The following is a 15,661-nucleotide window of genomic DNA, read 5'->3' on the forward strand; positions in this document are numbered from 1 at the left end:
TTCGGATAACACCGATCCGGGTGGGTAAGTTTGCGGAGGAATTAGTCGATAACCGACTTACGGAACCAGCGATCAGTGAGGGAGAAACCAATCCCGATCCGGACGTACTGCTCCCGGATCTGCGTACCCGTCAGGGCTCCCCGCTGGCCGCCGATAATCGATAACGTAGCGCGGTTGACATAGTAGGCACCTACCGGCAGGGACAGGCCTATACTGGCATTTACGTCGTTGATCTGCGTGCCGTCTACGCGGAACGGTAACTGGTTATATTGAAACCCGGCCCGGTACGTAATCAGATCGCGGTAACGGGTTGAGGTTGGCTTCGGCGTATACTCCAGCCCCGTTGCTATGCTCAGGCCATTCACCAGATTGCCCGGCTGGCCGGTAACGGTGCGGTACTGCGCCCATTTCTGTAAGCCAACGTCCACGCCGATCAGTAGCCGGTTGATGCGTTCGAGGCTGATGCCAAAGCGGAGCTGCTGCGGCAGAGTCGCCTGTCCATCGGTGTTGGAACGGAGTGTATCGGCGGCCGAGATCGTCGCGCCGGCGAGGGAGGTCTGCTGGTAGATATCCGTTTCGCGGGCCTTGACCTGGGTGCTCGGATCGTAAGTAACCCCGAAGTTCAGCCCCCACTCCTTGCTGAGTTTAGGCCGCCAGGCCGCGCCCAGCCGCCAGACGATATCACTGTAATTGACGCGGTTCAGGCGGCTTACGCGGGTATCCTGAATCCCCGCGTTGGAGTCATTGATCAGCACCCGCGAATCCGACGAGTTGGTGATGTTGCCAAACAGAAAGGAAGCTTCGGCCCCTAAATAAACAGATTTACCGAGCCGGAAGCCACTGGCGTAGGAAGCCTTATTGAGTCCACCCCGACCACTGTAATTGTATTCGGCCTCGTAGATCGTTCCCGGGATGGGCCGGTACTGGCGGGTGTTGTAATCCACGTAGGTATACGGGCGCAGACTGAGTGACATGCTCCAGCGCGAGTTTGCGGGAAAGCCCAGCGCCAGGTAGCCAAGGTTCCCCCCAAAATCCCGCTGGGTCTGCGTAGCATTGCTGATGGTCTGACTGAGAGCTTTCGACTGCCCCACCAGCCCCACCTCAAAGACTGTATAGGGTGGTCGGGTGCCCAGCAGCGCCGGATTCTGCAGATTCAGGTGGAACGGACTGGCATTACTCACCCCGATATTTCCCATGCCCAGGTTGGCTATATTCCCATCGGGGTAAAGCTCCCCAATGCCCAGCGCCGAATAGGGTGAGTTGCCTAAACCCTGTCCCTGCGCGATGGACGTCGTCGCGGCAACCGCCAGCAAACTAATTTGTAGTACCCGGCGTGTGCGCGTGTAAATTCTCAACATTATAGCGTAAAATTCGATTCAATCCCACCAGCACCAGCTCCGGTACTGCAAATATCGGGGGTTTCAAATGACTTTCAAAGACGGACGCATCGCCCCCGCACAGGACAACGACTAAATCCGGCCACTTCTGGCGGTATGCATCCAGCAGCCCGTTCATCTCAAAAGCCAGCCCGTTGACCACGCCACTCAGCATGGCCGACCGGGTATTTTTGGCCGTCAGCTCCGGCCAGTCCAGGCCGTGCCCATCCGTCGGCGGCTCAACCAGCGGCAGGCGGGCCGTCTGCTCGTGCATGGCCCGGAAACGCATCCGCAGCCCCGGCGAAATCAGCCCGCCCTGAAACGTAGCGTCCGGGTCCACGAAGTCGGCCGTCAGGCAGGTGCCCAGATCGAGCACCAGACAGGCCTGATCCGGAAAGAGGCTGGCGGCACCCACCGCAGCGGCTACCCGGTCGGTGCCGAGCGAATGGGGCGTATCGTAGGCCTTTCGAATCGGCACCGGCGTCTGCGCATCCAGAATCCTGATCTCGCTGTTCAACCCCGACAGCCCCGCCCGAATCTCATCGGCAGGCCGGCTCGTCGACGAAACCAGGACGTGTGCCGGTTGTCCCGGCGAAGCCCCGTCCAGTTCGGCCAGTAGGGCATCCACCGAAGGGTAATGGCCGGTAACGATTTGTTTGTCTTCCCGGAACCACCCAGTTTTCAGGCTTGAATTTCCCCAGTCAATTACCAGATTCATAGCAGTACGGTCCCCAAAATCGTCGTACCGGCGGGTCGTGTGCCGGAGAGGTAACGACGGTTGGGGGTGCAAACATTGTCAAATTTTATCGTTTTAAGATATTTTAAGGAAGGCGCCCCGGCGAATCGGGGCCAGACAGCGATCGTTTCCGGCCTGAGCGGGACCGATCGCCGGGTACGCCGAGGCTGAACTTTTTGAGCGGCTGACGTCTAACAGCCAGCGTTCGGGAAACATTTTTTATTAAAATACGTTCTATTGACAAAACCGGACCAAAACACTACCTTTGTTCGTATCAAACCTGCTGACCAGGTAGTATTCATCCTAAACAGCGACTCACGGCTGCCACGGATTTCCGATTTCCCAAACGTTTTGTTAGCCACCGCGTCTGGCCCCACCAGACTCCCGTGTTTGGATCAAGCAAACCACGTCTTATTTCACAGTTAACCCAGTTTGATTACGTCTAGATCTGAACCTTCGTTCGGTTCGGCAATCGGTGGTTCGAGCAGCCATCGTATGTAGCCCCAGATAGCCTCCCGGCGAACGTTCACGTCGCGTTTCACTCCAATCGTATCACCACCCAATCAGTTGCCCTGAGGTTTATCGTAACCCGACTTTTATGTTAACAAAGGAAGAATTAGACATGAAGCTTCTATCAGAGCTTCAGCCCATTGCCGAGCAGTTTGGCATCACGAACATTGCCAAATACCAGAAGAAAGAATTAATTTATAAGATATTGAGTGAACAGGCCGTCAACCCGCAGGCAGAAGTCGTTGAGGAAGCGGCTCCGGTGAACGAAGCACCCCGCCGGGGTCGGCGGACCAAAGCCGCCCAACCCGAAGCGGAAACGCCCGCCGAGCCGCCAGTTGCTCCTGGCCCGGCCCGCACCACCGAGGCACCCGACAGCAGCCGGACCCGCCAGCGCGTTCGGCGCGACGCCAGTGCCGCCGATACCCCTCCGCCAACCCCGGAAGACGGCATGACGGCCACCGAAGGAACGCCCGCCAGCGAAACCCAACCCGGTACCTTCCCGGAAGATGCCAGGCCCCTTCGCCAGCCCCGCGCCAACCGCGAGCGGCCGGCTGCGAATGCACAGGCAACGGGTACTGAACAACCGCAACCCGAAGCCGCGTCGGAGGCCCAGCGCCCTGAAACACCCACCCAGCCGGTGCAGCCCCGGCCCGAAAGCGACCGGATGCCCGGCCCACGTGCAGAACGGGAAAACGGTCAGCCTAACCGGCCCGACCCAAACCGCCAGCGCGGCCAGCGCCCCGAGGGGAATCAGCCCGGCCCCCGCGACGCGGCCAACCGACCCCGTCAGGACGCGAACCGCAACGACAACCTGCGCGAAAACGGCGCCATGCGTCGCGATGCACGGGATGGCGGCCCCCGGAATCCGCGCGACCAGCGTCCCCGTACCCAGCGGGTGGTTACCGACGAAGTGGCGCTAAATTACGTCCAGCCCGACGAAGAGTTTCTAACGCCCACGGTTGTATCCGACGACAACGCCCCGAACATGCAGTCGGATGTCAACGGAACTCCGTCCACCGATCCGGGCGCTGACACCACCGACCTTTCCACGGAAACGCAGCCAGCGCAGCAGTCTGACCAGCCACAGAATGGAAACGGCCCGGCGGCTCAGCCACAGGTTCCGCAGCCGTCGCGGGAGGCTCAGGAATACCAGAACCGCATCCGCCGGCAGTACAACCAGCACATCCGCGAGTTCGATGGTATCATCGACAACGAAGGGGTGCTGGAGATCATGCAGGACGGCGGCTACGGCTTCCTGCGTTCGGCCGATTACAATTACCTGGCCAGCCCGGACGATATTTACGTATCGCCCTCGCAGATTAAGCTGTTCGGCCTGAAAACCGGCGATACGGTGCGCGGAGCGATTCGTCCGCCGAAGGAAGGTGAGAAATACTTTGCCCTGCTGCGCGTCTCGACCGTCAACGGCAAAACGACCGAAGAAATCCGCGACCGGATTCCGTTCGAGTACCTGACTCCCCTCTTCCCCGAAGAGCAGCTGCACCTCAGTAACCGGCCCGAAAATTATTCGTCGCGGGTACTGGACCTGTTTGCCCCGATTGGCAAAGGCCAGCGCGGGATGATCGTGGCCCAGCCCAAAACGGGTAAGACCGTGCTGCTGAAGGAAATCGCCAATGCCATCACCAAGAACCACCCCGAGGTGTATCTGATCGTGCTGCTGATCGACGAACGGCCGGAAGAGGTAACGGACATGGCCCGCAGCGTAAATGCCGAGGTGATCTCCTCCACGTTTGATGAGCAGGCCGACCGGCACGTAAAGGTGTCGAGCATGGTGCTCGAAAAAGCCAAGCGGATGGTGGAGTGCGGCCACGATGTGGTGATCCTGCTGGATTCGATTACGCGTCTGGCGCGGGCCTACAACACGGTTGTGCCTTCGTCGGGTAAGATTCTGTCGGGGGGTGTAGACGCCAACGCCCTGCACCGGCCGAAGCGGTTCTTCGGTGCCGCCCGGAACGTTGAGAACGGCGGTTCGCTGACCATCATCGCTACAGCCCTGATCGACACCGGCTCCAAAATGGACGAAGTGATTTTCGAAGAATTCAAAGGCACCGGCAACATGGAACTCCAGCTCGACCGTAAGCTGGCCAACAAGCGGGTATACCCCGCCGTAGACGTTCTGGCGTCGGGAACGCGCCGGGAAGACCTGCTGCTGGATAAGGAAACCCTGCAGCGCGTCTGGATTCTGCGCAAGCATATGGCCGACATGAACCCCATGGAAACCATGGACTTCCTGCTCGACCGCATGAAAGGAACGCGCACCAACGAAGAGTTTCTGATCTCGATGAACCGCTAACGTTGACCGTACTGTCCATCAAACAAAAAGCTCCGTTGCCGGAGCTTTTTGTTTGTATCTGGCGCCCGTTTTCAAGTCAGTTCAGGTGCTCAAACCTCACTAAGCTGCGTTTTCAGTGTCTCGATCCCGCGTTTTACTTCCGGCTCGAAATTCGTCCAGTTGCATTCCAGGGATAGCCCACCCCGGTAGTTGATTTCTTTCAGTGCATGCAGATACGGCCTGAAGTCGTCACCGTCCGTACCGGGGGCGGTCCGGCTTCGTTTTTCGGCAATGTGACAATGTACAATGTGACGGCGGTACCGGATGATTTCCGATGGCGGTTCGTTTTCTTTGAGCATATGGTAAATATCGCACTGCAGTTTCAGCCATGGATTCCCAACCGCTTCGATAATTTCTACCCCCTCGGCTAAGCTGTTGATGAAGTTCGTCTCGCCCCGGTTGAGAGGCTCAACGGCGAGGGTTACCCCGTGCTTTTCGGCCAGAGGAGCCATTTTTTTGCATAATTCTATATGCTGGGCTTTAGCCTGCGCTTGGTCGAAGCCCTCCGGAATGGCCCGCGAGCCACCGCTGCCGAACACAATATTCTGCGAGCTGCATTCTTTGGCCCGCCTGAGCGCCAGGTCGGCGCGTTGTAAAATCGCTTCGTGGTGCAGTTCCGGCCCGACCGACTTCAGATTACCCGGAAAAAAGTAGATGTATGACCGGACCGGAAACGCGGCCGCCTGCAATTCCTGCCGGTTTGTTTGATAACCACCATCGCCTGAATCGGGAATTAGAAACCGCCCGACGCTCTCCTCCACGAAGGAACACCCCAGCTCTTTCAGCAACGGAACGTTTTTATAGGCCGTACATACACCCAGGGGCAACGAAAATGCAGCGGGCTTTGCTTCATTTACAGCCGCTCGCATCAGTGTGTCCGTCCCAACTACACCGACCAGGGAAGTTTTCAGAAAATTACGTCTGGATACTGAATGCAAATCAGCCATTGTTTATGGTTTAAGGTTCAGGAACTCAACTGCTCTTTCATCCGACATACCCGACGAACAGGCGGATAGGCGCAGCAGGTTAACCGCAACAAGTTACGCCATCCAGGCAATTGTCGCTACCTATGCAGGCATTTTGGGGAATGACCGGAGCCATCGGGCGGCCATTAGGTTCTGTTTAGACTATATTCCGCAAAACCGAACGCTTGGATTTAACCGAAACTTTCCTGATCCGACAGCTGATGATTCGGCAAGACGATACGCGGTTGTATATTTGTTTAAATCCCTGACACCCAGTGAAAGATCTGATTCAATACGCCATTCCCGGCTTTATTCTGCTGTTAGTCGCGGAGGTTATTGTCACGGCCATCCAGCAGAAAGATTATTACGATGCCAAAGACACGGCGGGGAGTCTGGCGATGGGCATCGGAAACGTGCTGGTGGGGTTCGTGGGGAAAGTGATTGTGTTCGGCGCTTATTCGCTGGTGTATCAGTTCCGGCTCTTTACGGTCGATATGAGCCAGTGGTGGGCCTGGGTTGTGCTGTTCTTCGCCGACGATTTCAGCTACTACTGGTTCCACCGCATCAGCCACAGCAGCCGGTATTTCTGGGCCTCGCACGTCGTCCACCATTCCTCGAAGAAGTATAATCTGGGCACGGCGCTTCGCCAGACCTGGACGGGCAACCTGTCGGGTGCGTGGGTGTTCTGGATCTGGTTGCCGCTGCTGGGATTCTCGCCCGTGGCCGTGATGACCATGCAGGCCATCAGCCTGTTGTACCAGTTCTGGATTCATACCGAACACATCGGGAAATTTCCGGCACCGATTGAGTTCATTTTCAATACGCCCTCGCACCACCGCGTTCACCACGGCTCGAACCTGGAGTACCTGGACAAGAACCACGCGGGCGTCCTCATCATCTGGGACCGGCTGTTCGGCACCTTCGAACCCGAACGCACCCGCCCAACCTACGGCCTGACCCGGAATATCGACTCGCACAACCCCATCCGGATTGCCTTCCACGAATGGACCGACATTGCCCGCGACCTGCGCCGGGCCGGATCGTTCCGCAACGCCCTGGGTTACGTGTTCGGCCCGCCCGGCTGGAGCCACGATGGTACTCGAAAAACAACCAAGCAGTTAAGAGAAAAGTGAGTGCTGCAATCTTGATGATACAGTGACCTACCGCTTAGTCACTTCGTTTTGATAAATTAGCTCCAAGGTCCTCATTTACCAATATAAGACGGAAGTTCACTTAATAAAAACGCGGAACTATAATCCTTTTATTACTAATGATTTATAAGCGAATAGTTCCGCGAAATCGCGTACAATACTATGTTGTACGGAGATGCTCCCTACCTCCCCTTGCTTTTGTCCTATTTTTGGGCTAGCTTGTCGGCGCGGGGAAGCTCGCTTACAAAGCTCCCGACAAGCTAGCCCAAAAATGCACGGCCAACCGCTTCAGCCCATCCCCCGGACTGGATGGGTGTAAACGGACAGTCAAGCTGTCGGTCGAGCCGGTCGACGCTCGTACAACATCGTGAGGGTGTAAGCCGCTGTCGCTACGCTCCCCGGCTTCACCCTCACGGTCGTTGTACGGAGATGCTCCCTACCTCCCCTTGCTTTTGTCCTATTTTTGGGCTAGCTTGTCGGCGCGGGGAAGCTCGCTTACAAAGCTCCCGACAAGCTAGCCCAAAAATGCACGGCCAACCGCTTCAGCCCATCCCCCGGACTGGATGGGTGTAAACGGACAGTCAAGCTGTCGGTCGAGCCGGTCGACGCTCGTACAACATCGTGAGGGTGTAAGCCGCTGTCGCTACGCTCCCCGGCTTCACCCTCACGGTCGTTGGGTGACCCGTAAAAGCAGTGCTTGCATTTCCGGGCCGCGTGTGACAAGCCACACGTCCCGGAGGGCAGTTACGGGGTTCGTTAGGCGGCTTCGGTCGACACGAGAATCGCCCTGGTTAGGCAATTTATACAGAACAGGAAGAACACCTTTAACCTTTATATACTCTAATCCATACAATGATGAAAGCATTTTTACAAAGTATCTCTTTGTTGTTTTTCCTCTGGTTGGTGTTTGCCCAATGTAGTAAAACTCCTGACACGCCCGTAACTCCCAAGAGTTCAGCAAAAAGTTTAACCAATCCGGTTATTGATGGGATAAGTAGTGCTTCCGCAACTTATGATGCTGCCACTTTTACACACATGATCACAGTGCCTTTTGGTACCGATGTGACGGCCTTAAAAATCTCCTTTACGTTGCCGAGCGGGGCTACTGTAAAACCAGTTTCAGGGAGCGTACAGAATTTTACCAATCCGGTCAGTTATACAGTTACCGCCGAGGACACTAGCACACAAACCTACACTGTAAAGGTAGTCGTGCAGGCGGCTCCAAAATCAAGTGAAAAACAGATTACTAGCTTTATTTTTGCTGCCCTCACTCCGGCTGTATCAGCCAGCATTGCCCAAGCTACACATGCCATATCAGCCACTGTGCCAGCCGAGGCTAATCTAACGGCTTTAGTTCCGACCGTCAGCGTTTCAGCAAAAGCAACAGTTTCACCTGCATCAGGTATAGCTCAGAATTTCATTAACCCAGTGAACTATACTGTAACGGCGGAGGACGGTAGTCAACAAATTTATGAAGTAAAGATCGCAAAGGGCAACCCAACTTCTAATAATATAGGTTGCTTAATAAGCCGAATAGATAACCTTGATACAAGCGAAAATATAAATTTTCAGTACGATTCACAGGGGCGAGTTACTAAAATTGATGGAACGTATTTATCTGGCAATACTTTAACTGGTCGTGGCTGAATTGCGTTGAAATGGTATCTTTGTTGATGGTCTTAGAAGCGGTTATTTGCAAACATTGCGGTCAAACTCAACAAGTCAAACGCTATGGCTCTACTCGGGCTGGCACTCAACGCTACCGATGCTACGACTGCGGTCGAACATTTGTGCAGATTTATACCCACAAAGCCCGTGATCCATTGGTTAAAGAGCAAATTACCCAAATGGTGCTGAATGGATCGGGCGTGCGCGATACGGCTCGTGTCCTGGGTGTTAACCGCAATACAGTTAGCAACCAATTTAAAAAAAAGCAGTGAGGTTGTTTATGTCAATCCTGTTTATGTCAATAAAGGCTTGAAAATCACGCTTAAAGTTGACGAAATGTGGGCTTACGTACGTAATAAGAAGCAGCCGCGCTGGCTATGGTGGGTAGAGGATGCCGTGACCGGCGAGGTGGTTGCTTTTGTTTTTGGTCGTCGTACTCACCAAACCTTCCGTCACTTACTAGCTCTATTAGAGCAAGCTAGAATTCAGGTAATTAGGTGGATAACAGACTGCTGGTGGGCATACTTTGATTGTTTGGATCAAAGACTGCGTTTGGAAAGCAAAGCTTTATTGCAGAGTCTTGAACGAAAGCATCTTACTCTTCGGACCCGGCTAAAACGCCTGGCCCGCCGAACGATCTGCTTTTCCAAGTCAGTTACTATACATGATACGATAATCGGTCTATTCATCAACCAATTTTTCTTTGCCAATAAACGCAATTAAGCCACTACCCTTTAACTCCTTTTTCACTTTCTTGTACTTACGGAGCAACGGACGACCTCGTTGAAGCCAGAGATGCTAAAGGTTTTAGGTATATACCTACATATCAGACAGGCAAATTAATTAGCGTTGAGTTGATCACAACAGCATCTGAAAAAAATTCTGTTACAGTTAATGAATCTAATCAAATTACGCAAAGTATTACAAACTGTTGTACTTCAAACTATCTGTACAACAATGGTTCAATTATAAAATCTACAGTAATACAAGGTACAGGAACGAATCAAAAAGTCATTCGAACAAGCGATTTCGAATACACTACTGGTAAATATTTTTTCACTCCTCAGAGTTTACGACCAGCTTTTCTGTATACATTTTACTGGTTTACAGTCAGTTCAAATTGGAGTTTATTTGGTAGTTATTTGGGGCAGAGTAGCCCAGCAAAAACGACGGTTTATTCAGATGCAGGCAGCACAGTTATAACAAAAATTGCTTGGATTAACAAGCTTAATAGCCAAAACTTCCCATCTGAAATTCAGATTGTTTTCGACACAGATGTTAATACTACGTCTCCCAAACAACAGAAATTTAATTATAAACTTACTTATAATAATTGCCAATGATAGATTAAACAACTCCCGGTGACAGGGAGCACGTCCCGAAGAAAAGTAGGCAGCCCAACTGACAAAGGGTGTAAAGGTAGCAGGCAACTCGCCCGTTTTGAGTATTTTGCTTACCATCAGCCCTTTGGGGTGTTAGGTGCGAGTTCATAAACTGCTTCAAATTCTAGCTTCCGGGCGACAATTTGAACGCCCCGCTTGGGAAGGTTTATTCTTCCATTTCGGCGTTTCGGTTGACAGGTTGTACGTCCAAGAGGTCAGGTTTTTTGTTTGTTTGGCGGGTTGCGGCTGACACGAGAAACGCTCCCGTTAGGCAAATAATAATGTAGCAGGCGAGCAACCAACTACCCAAAAGTGAGCTGGAAACGGGTTGAGTTAGATATGAGCGATATAGTGAAAGAGAGTAATACGGCTGAGCTTGAGTGGGGAACGATACGGGAGTATTCTTATATCTATGATTTATTATATTTAATAATTTAGGACGAATGAGTGTATTGTCTATTGTGACGATCAAATGAAAAAATGATATAGTAGGCATATAGGATAATGCTATGGCAAAAAGGGCAAAAACTACGATGGTGGCTGGCTTATATCGTCTTGGCTCAATACTTTTTGCTAATACTAATAGAGCAAAAAGTATAACAAAGGCTAATTCTAAGCTAGACCGGCTTAAAGAACGTCTTAGCCAATTAAGATCTATTGTTATTAGTACAGTGCTTATTATAGTTATATGTGTAATTGTTCATATGATATGGAGAGAGGTAAATAAAAACTATATAATTTTCGATTCTATCGAAGTACCTGAAGAATTAGTTACTCAAGGATATACAGGAACTGTGGTTGCAAGATACCTTATAGATGAGATAAATAGGATAAAATATGTCGCTGAAGACTCTGTAAAATACACATTAAATCCACGGCTGGATATAGTAACGATCGGAGTATATAATGATATACCCGATTTGAATTTTGAAGTATCTGAAACAAAAATTTCCTTTTCATCTATAATAAATTTTTTTAGAATATACTTTAACAAAGAGAGGCTTAATGTAAGTGGCAATATTTTAATTAAAGATAAAAACGTAGAAATTATTTGTAGATATAAAAGTGAAACTTTTCAGGCCAAAGTTTCTGTTGATTCAGTTCGTATTGGGATTAATTTAGTCGCATTAGAATTATTCAAAAAACTCAAACCAATTACTATAGCTAACTATTACTATGCCAAAAATAATTTTGCTGAAGGAAAAAGGTTTTTGCTAGATAATCTACCTTATCTAGAAACAGGCGACAGATCGGAAGCTTATTTGATACTTGGATTAATAGAGAATAGTAAATTGCCTCGTGATACTACAAAATCAAGAGTTTATTTTAATAAGGCTATTCAGGAAAATAGTCAAAATGCTGCTGCGTATAATAACTTAGGATTGCTCATGCGGGAAAATAAACAGTACATTTTAGCTGAGTCTTGCTTTAAAAATGCTATAAATGCTAATCCTAAGAGCGCAAGCGCTTATGTAAATTTTGGTTTATTGAGACTATCAAAATTAAATCATAAAGATTCTTTGATGGCGGAAGAATATTTTAATAGTGCTATTGCACAAAATCCAAATTATTCCTCATATGCATACATTAATCTCGGACTTCTAAAAAAATATCAAGGCGATTCTGATACAGCTGAAAAACTTTTTCAAACAGCTATTGACGTTGCACCCAGACAAGTTGATGGATATATCAATTTAGGCCTACTCAAAAGAGATGAAGGTCGTTTAGTTGAGGCAGAAGAATTATATACACAAGCAATCAAGCTGGAGCCTAAAAATTATTTTACGCATAATATTCTAGGTATTTTAAAAAGAGATCAGGGTATTATTGCTGAAGCGGATTCGTTTTTTCGAGTTGCTTTAAAATTAGAACCTAAACGACCAGCGTATGCATACAATAATATGGGACATATAAGAAGGGATATGATGCAAAATGTTACGGTCGATTCTATGTATCACCTTTCTAATAGAGCAAATCCAAAAGCACCCAATTCTGCGGCTTATTTAGGTATAATGGCTGAAGGACGTGGTAATCAATCCTTAGCTAAATACTGGTATAACAAGGCAATTAAAGTTGATTCTAGTGGTGTCAATGCGTATGTCTATAAAGGATTTCTAGAATTAGATCGCCATAACTACATATCAGCCGAGCAAGAATTAAAGAAATCAATTAAACTAAATCCTAATTTTGTAGATGCATTAATTTGTTTGAGCCTTCTCGAGATTGCAAAAGGCAAAGTAGATAGAGCAAACTTGCTACATCGTAGAGCTATTAATATAAGTCCGACTAATTCTGCTTTTGCTTACAATAGTATTGGTAATTTAAGAAGAGATCAAAAACGTTTTCCTGAGGCCGAAAAAATGTATCGCATAACTATTCAAATCAATAATAAATATATATCCGCGTTCAACAATCTTGCTCGCATCAAGGAATTGCAGAATAAGTTAGAAGAGGCAATAATATTTTATAACAAGGCACTTGCTATCAATCCCAAGGATTTAGAAGCTAGGGCAGGGTTAAAAAGAATAATACGACGATAGGCAGAAGTGGATTTTATTAATCCGTAAGTAAGCCTGTAAAGTTTATGATTGCTCAATATAGCTTGTGAGAAAGTCATGCTATATATGTAAGCTAACGACTTTACGAACCTGTTCACGTATCAATAAGTAGTATCGCTCTGCGTGAGGCTGCTTCCCGGCGACAGGCTGCTCGCCCCAGGAGGAGAAGTTGCAGCCCAACGCAGACAAGGGTACAAAGGTCAAGGCACGTATCTTGCCGTGAATAAAGCGACTCCCATCAGCCCTTGTGGTTGTTGGGCGAACTAAATAAATCCTTGTCTACGCTCAAAAATCACTGACGTTATAATCTTTTGAAACAACCCGGTTCCAGTCGGGGTGGCGTTTGAGGTAGGTGGTTACGAAGGGGCATAGCGGAATGATTTTCAGGTTGTTTCGCTCTACGTATTCCAGCACGCTCTGCACGAGCTTCGACCCGACGCCATGCCCCTCCAGGCTGGGGTCTACTTCCGTATGCGTCAGGGCAAGGGTTTCGTCGTCCACTTTCTGGTAGGCAACAATGGATAGCTTGCCGTCCGTTTTTAGTTCGAAGCGGTGCTGGTGACGGTTATCGCGGACGATGCTTTCATCAGGCGATTTATCGGAAAGACTCATAGCAGTTGGTATTACGTCCTCTCTCTACTCAAAAAGCCGCTTACTTGTTTAGCCGTTTGGGTTATTTTCGCCTTCGATTTCAGCCCTTACATGCCATGAACCGCCTTGACCGCCTGACCGCCATCCTGATTCATCTGCAAACCAAGCGGGTTGTCCGGGCGCAGGAGCTAGCCGAACGCTTCGGTATCAGCCTCAGGACGGTTTACCGCGATGTGCGGTCGCTCGAAGAAGCGGGCGTGCCCATCGGCGCCGAAGCGGGCGTCGGTTATTTCCTAACCGACTACCATTTGCCGCCGGTCATGCTGACCAATGCCGAAGCCAGTGCGCTACTGCTGGGGGCCAAACTAATTGAAAAATGGACCGATCAGTCGGTGCGGACGGCCTTCGAATCGGCTCTGTTCAAGATCAAGTCGGTGCTGAAACGCGCCGATCAGGAGCATCTGGACGACCTCGCACCGAATGTGGACGTATCGAAACCCGTCCGGGACCAACCCTATGCCGATGGGCTGCTCGTTACGTTACAGCAGGCCATTGCCCGCCACCACGTTCTTGACCTGCAATACCATTCGCTGTATAACGACGCCGAAACCCGTCGCGAAGTTGAGCCGGTTGGGCTGTGTCATTACAGCATGAACTGGCACCTCATCGGCTTTTGCCGCACCCGTCAGGATTACCGCGACTTTCGGGTTGACCGCATCCGCGAGCTAACCGGTACGGGCCAGCGATTCAGTCGGCGCGAGCGGCTGACGTTGCAGGAATACCTCGACCGCGTGGGCAACAGCGATCGCCCCTCGGTGGCCGTTACGCTGGTGTTCCAGAAGAAAGCGACCCGCTACATGCAGGAGCAGAAGCACTATTTCGGCTTCCAGGGCGAGGAAACCGTGGGTGACTGCGTCCGGATGCAGTTTCTGACGCCTTACGTCGAAGGACTGGCCCGGTGGCTGCTCATGTTCGGCAATCAGGTGACCATCGAGCAGCCCGATCTGCTCCGCACGATGATGCAGCGGCTGGTAGAAGAAGTCCAGACGCATTACGCCTGACATCGCCGTATTATTTATACGCCGGAATCCCGGTGATGTCGGCCCCCAGAATCAGCAGGTGGATGTCGTGCGTGCCTTCGTAGGTGCTGACCGATTCGAGGTTCATCAGGTGCCGCATGACCGGATACTCGCCCGAAATCCCCATAGCCCCGAGAATCTGCCGGGCCTCCCGCGCGATCCGTAACGCCATCTCGACGTTGTTACGCTTGGCGAGTGAAATCTGCGCAGTGGTCGCTTTCTCCTCGTTTTTGAGCATCCCCAACCGCCAGCACAAGAGCTGCGCCTGGGTAATGTCGGTCAGCATCTCGGCCAGCTTCTTCTGAATTAACTGAAAACTGGCGATGGGCTTGTTGAACTGAACGCGTTCGAGGGCGTACCGCCGGGCTACTTCATAGCACTCCATGGCGGCTCCCAGCGAGCCCCAGCTAATGCCGTAGCGGGCCTGATCGAGACATTTGATGGCGCTTTTCAGGCCAAAAGCTTCAGGCAGCAGGTTTTCTTTCGGCACCCGCACGTCCTGAAATACCAGTTCGCCGGTGGTGCTGGCGCGTAACGACCATTTGTTCTCGATTGCGTTGGTCGAAAAGCCTTCCATGTCCCGCTCCACAATCAGCGCCCGAACTTTGCCCTGATCGTTTTTCGCCCAGACGATCGCAATATCGGCGATGGGCGCGTTGGTAATCCAGAGTTTGGCGCCGTTGAGCAGGTAGTAGTCGCTGCGCTCGATGAAGTTCGTTTCCATACTGCCGGGGTCGGAGCCGTGGTTGGCTTCGGTCAGGCCGAAGCAGCCCAGCAGTTCACCTGTCGCCAGCCGGGGCAGGTATTTTTCGCGCTGCTCTTCGGACCCAAACGCCCAGATCGGGTACATGACCAGCGAACTCTGCACCGACACACAGGAGCGCATACCCGAGTCGCCCCGTTCCAGCTCCTGCGTCATCAGGCCGTAGGAAATCTGATCCAGGCCGCCCCCGCCGTATTTTGTGGGGATAGTAGCACCAAAAACACCGATCTGGCCAAACTTCGTGACCAGATGCCGGGGAAACTCGGCCCGCTGGGCACAGTCTTCGACAATAGGCGTGATCTCACGCTTGACAAAATCGCGCACGGCCGACCGAACGAGTTTATGTTCAGCCGTCAGCAGATCGTCGAGCTGGTAGAAATCCGGCGACTCAAACGAGTCGACCTTGTTGCGGGGCAGGGTTGTGAGGACGGTTTGCATACCGATTTAACTCCAAACCGGTCGGCTTGTTGGCTACAAGGCCATTTTTTGCCCGTCTCCAGCTTAAATCAGGCTACTTTTTACGCTGAAGCCC

At 51.2% G+C, this 15,661-nt stretch carries 13 protein-coding genes; 8 read left to right on the top strand and 5 right to left on the bottom strand.

All coding sequences use genetic code 11. The features are described from left to right. Positions 1 to 41 precede the first annotated feature (41 nt). Both HNV11_RS12190 and HNV11_RS12195 read right to left on the bottom strand, forming a co-directional pair. Positions 42 to 1,358, bottom strand: a complete 1,317-nt coding sequence (locus tag HNV11_RS12190; RefSeq protein WP_240163407.1) for a hypothetical protein — start codon at positions 1,356 to 1,358, stop codon at positions 42 to 44. Further along, positions 1,315 to 2,094 (bottom strand): type III pantothenate kinase, encoded by a 780-nt coding sequence (locus tag HNV11_RS12195; protein WP_171739924.1) that lies wholly within the window; start codon positions 2,092 to 2,094, stop codon positions 1,315 to 1,317. Before HNV11_RS12195 ends, HNV11_RS12190 begins: the two co-directional genes overlap by 44 nt. Positions 2,095 to 2,710: 616 nt before the next feature. Here HNV11_RS12195 and rho point away from each other — a divergent pair. Further along, positions 2,711 to 4,933, top strand: a complete 2,223-nt coding sequence (rho, locus tag HNV11_RS12200) for a transcription termination factor Rho (protein ID WP_171739925.1) — start codon at positions 2,711 to 2,713, stop codon at positions 4,931 to 4,933. Positions 4,934 to 5,022: 89 nt separating this feature from the next. Here rho and HNV11_RS12205 read toward each other — a convergent pair whose 3' ends face one another. Continuing rightward, positions 5,023 to 5,919: a sugar phosphate isomerase/epimerase family protein gene (locus HNV11_RS12205; RefSeq protein ID WP_171739926.1), complete on the bottom strand. Its 897-nt coding sequence runs from the start codon at positions 5,917 to 5,919 to the stop codon at positions 5,023 to 5,025. Positions 5,920 to 6,212: 293 nt separating this feature from the next. Here HNV11_RS12205 and HNV11_RS12210 point away from each other — a divergent pair, with 293 nt between their 5' ends. From HNV11_RS12210 to HNV11_RS12230, 6 genes are all read left to right on the top strand, one after another. Continuing rightward, complete coding sequence (locus tag HNV11_RS12210) at positions 6,213 to 7,070, top strand: sterol desaturase family protein (RefSeq protein WP_171739927.1); 858 nt, start codon at positions 6,213 to 6,215, stop codon at positions 7,068 to 7,070. Between the two features lie 873 nt (positions 7,071 to 7,943). Continuing rightward, on the top strand, positions 7,944 to 8,735 hold the full coding sequence (locus HNV11_RS12215) for a DUF5018 domain-containing protein (RefSeq protein ID WP_205402731.1): 792 nt from the start codon (positions 7,944 to 7,946) through the stop codon (positions 8,733 to 8,735). Between the two features lie 26 nt (positions 8,736 to 8,761). Beyond that, entirely contained in the window at positions 8,762 to 9,028 is a 267-nt protein-coding gene (locus tag HNV11_RS24215) for an IS1-like element transposase (protein WP_394353889.1), read from the top strand. Next, complete coding sequence (locus HNV11_RS12220; RefSeq protein ID WP_171739929.1) at positions 8,973 to 9,479, top strand: IS1 family transposase; 507 nt, start codon at positions 8,973 to 8,975, stop codon at positions 9,477 to 9,479. The genes HNV11_RS24215 and HNV11_RS12220 overlap by 56 nt, the downstream gene beginning before the upstream one ends. Positions 9,480 to 9,610: 131 nt before the next feature. Beyond that, positions 9,611 to 10,099, top strand: a complete 489-nt coding sequence (locus HNV11_RS12225; RefSeq protein ID WP_171739930.1) for a hypothetical protein — start codon at positions 9,611 to 9,613, stop codon at positions 10,097 to 10,099. Positions 10,100 to 10,647: 548 nt separating this feature from the next. Next, positions 10,648 to 12,678, top strand: a complete 2,031-nt coding sequence (locus HNV11_RS12230) for a tetratricopeptide repeat protein (RefSeq protein ID WP_171739931.1) — start codon at positions 10,648 to 10,650, stop codon at positions 12,676 to 12,678. Between the two features lie 303 nt (positions 12,679 to 12,981). Here the strand turns inward: HNV11_RS12230 and HNV11_RS12235 are convergent, their stop codons facing one another. Beyond that, on the bottom strand, positions 12,982 to 13,308 hold the full coding sequence (locus tag HNV11_RS12235; RefSeq protein WP_171739932.1) for a GNAT family N-acetyltransferase: 327 nt from the start codon (positions 13,306 to 13,308) through the stop codon (positions 12,982 to 12,984). Positions 13,309 to 13,403: 95 nt separating this feature from the next. On the opposite strand from HNV11_RS12235, the gene HNV11_RS12240 reads away from it, so the two are divergent. Further along, positions 13,404 to 14,348, top strand: coding sequence for a helix-turn-helix transcriptional regulator (locus tag HNV11_RS12240; protein ID WP_171739933.1), 945 nt, complete (start codon positions 13,404 to 13,406; stop codon positions 14,346 to 14,348). A gap of 10 nt (positions 14,349 to 14,358) precedes the next feature. On the opposite strand, the gene HNV11_RS12245 is transcribed toward HNV11_RS12240, so the two are convergent. Further along, a complete protein-coding gene (locus HNV11_RS12245) occupies positions 14,359 to 15,567 on the bottom strand; it encodes an acyl-CoA dehydrogenase family protein (RefSeq protein WP_171739934.1) in 1,209 nt (402 codons plus the stop codon). Between the last annotated feature and the right edge of the window lie 94 nt (positions 15,568 to 15,661).

This window comes from Spirosoma taeanense (genome assembly GCF_013127955.1).
Lineage (GTDB): Bacteria > Bacteroidota > Bacteroidia > Cytophagales > Spirosomataceae > Spirosoma > Spirosoma taeanense.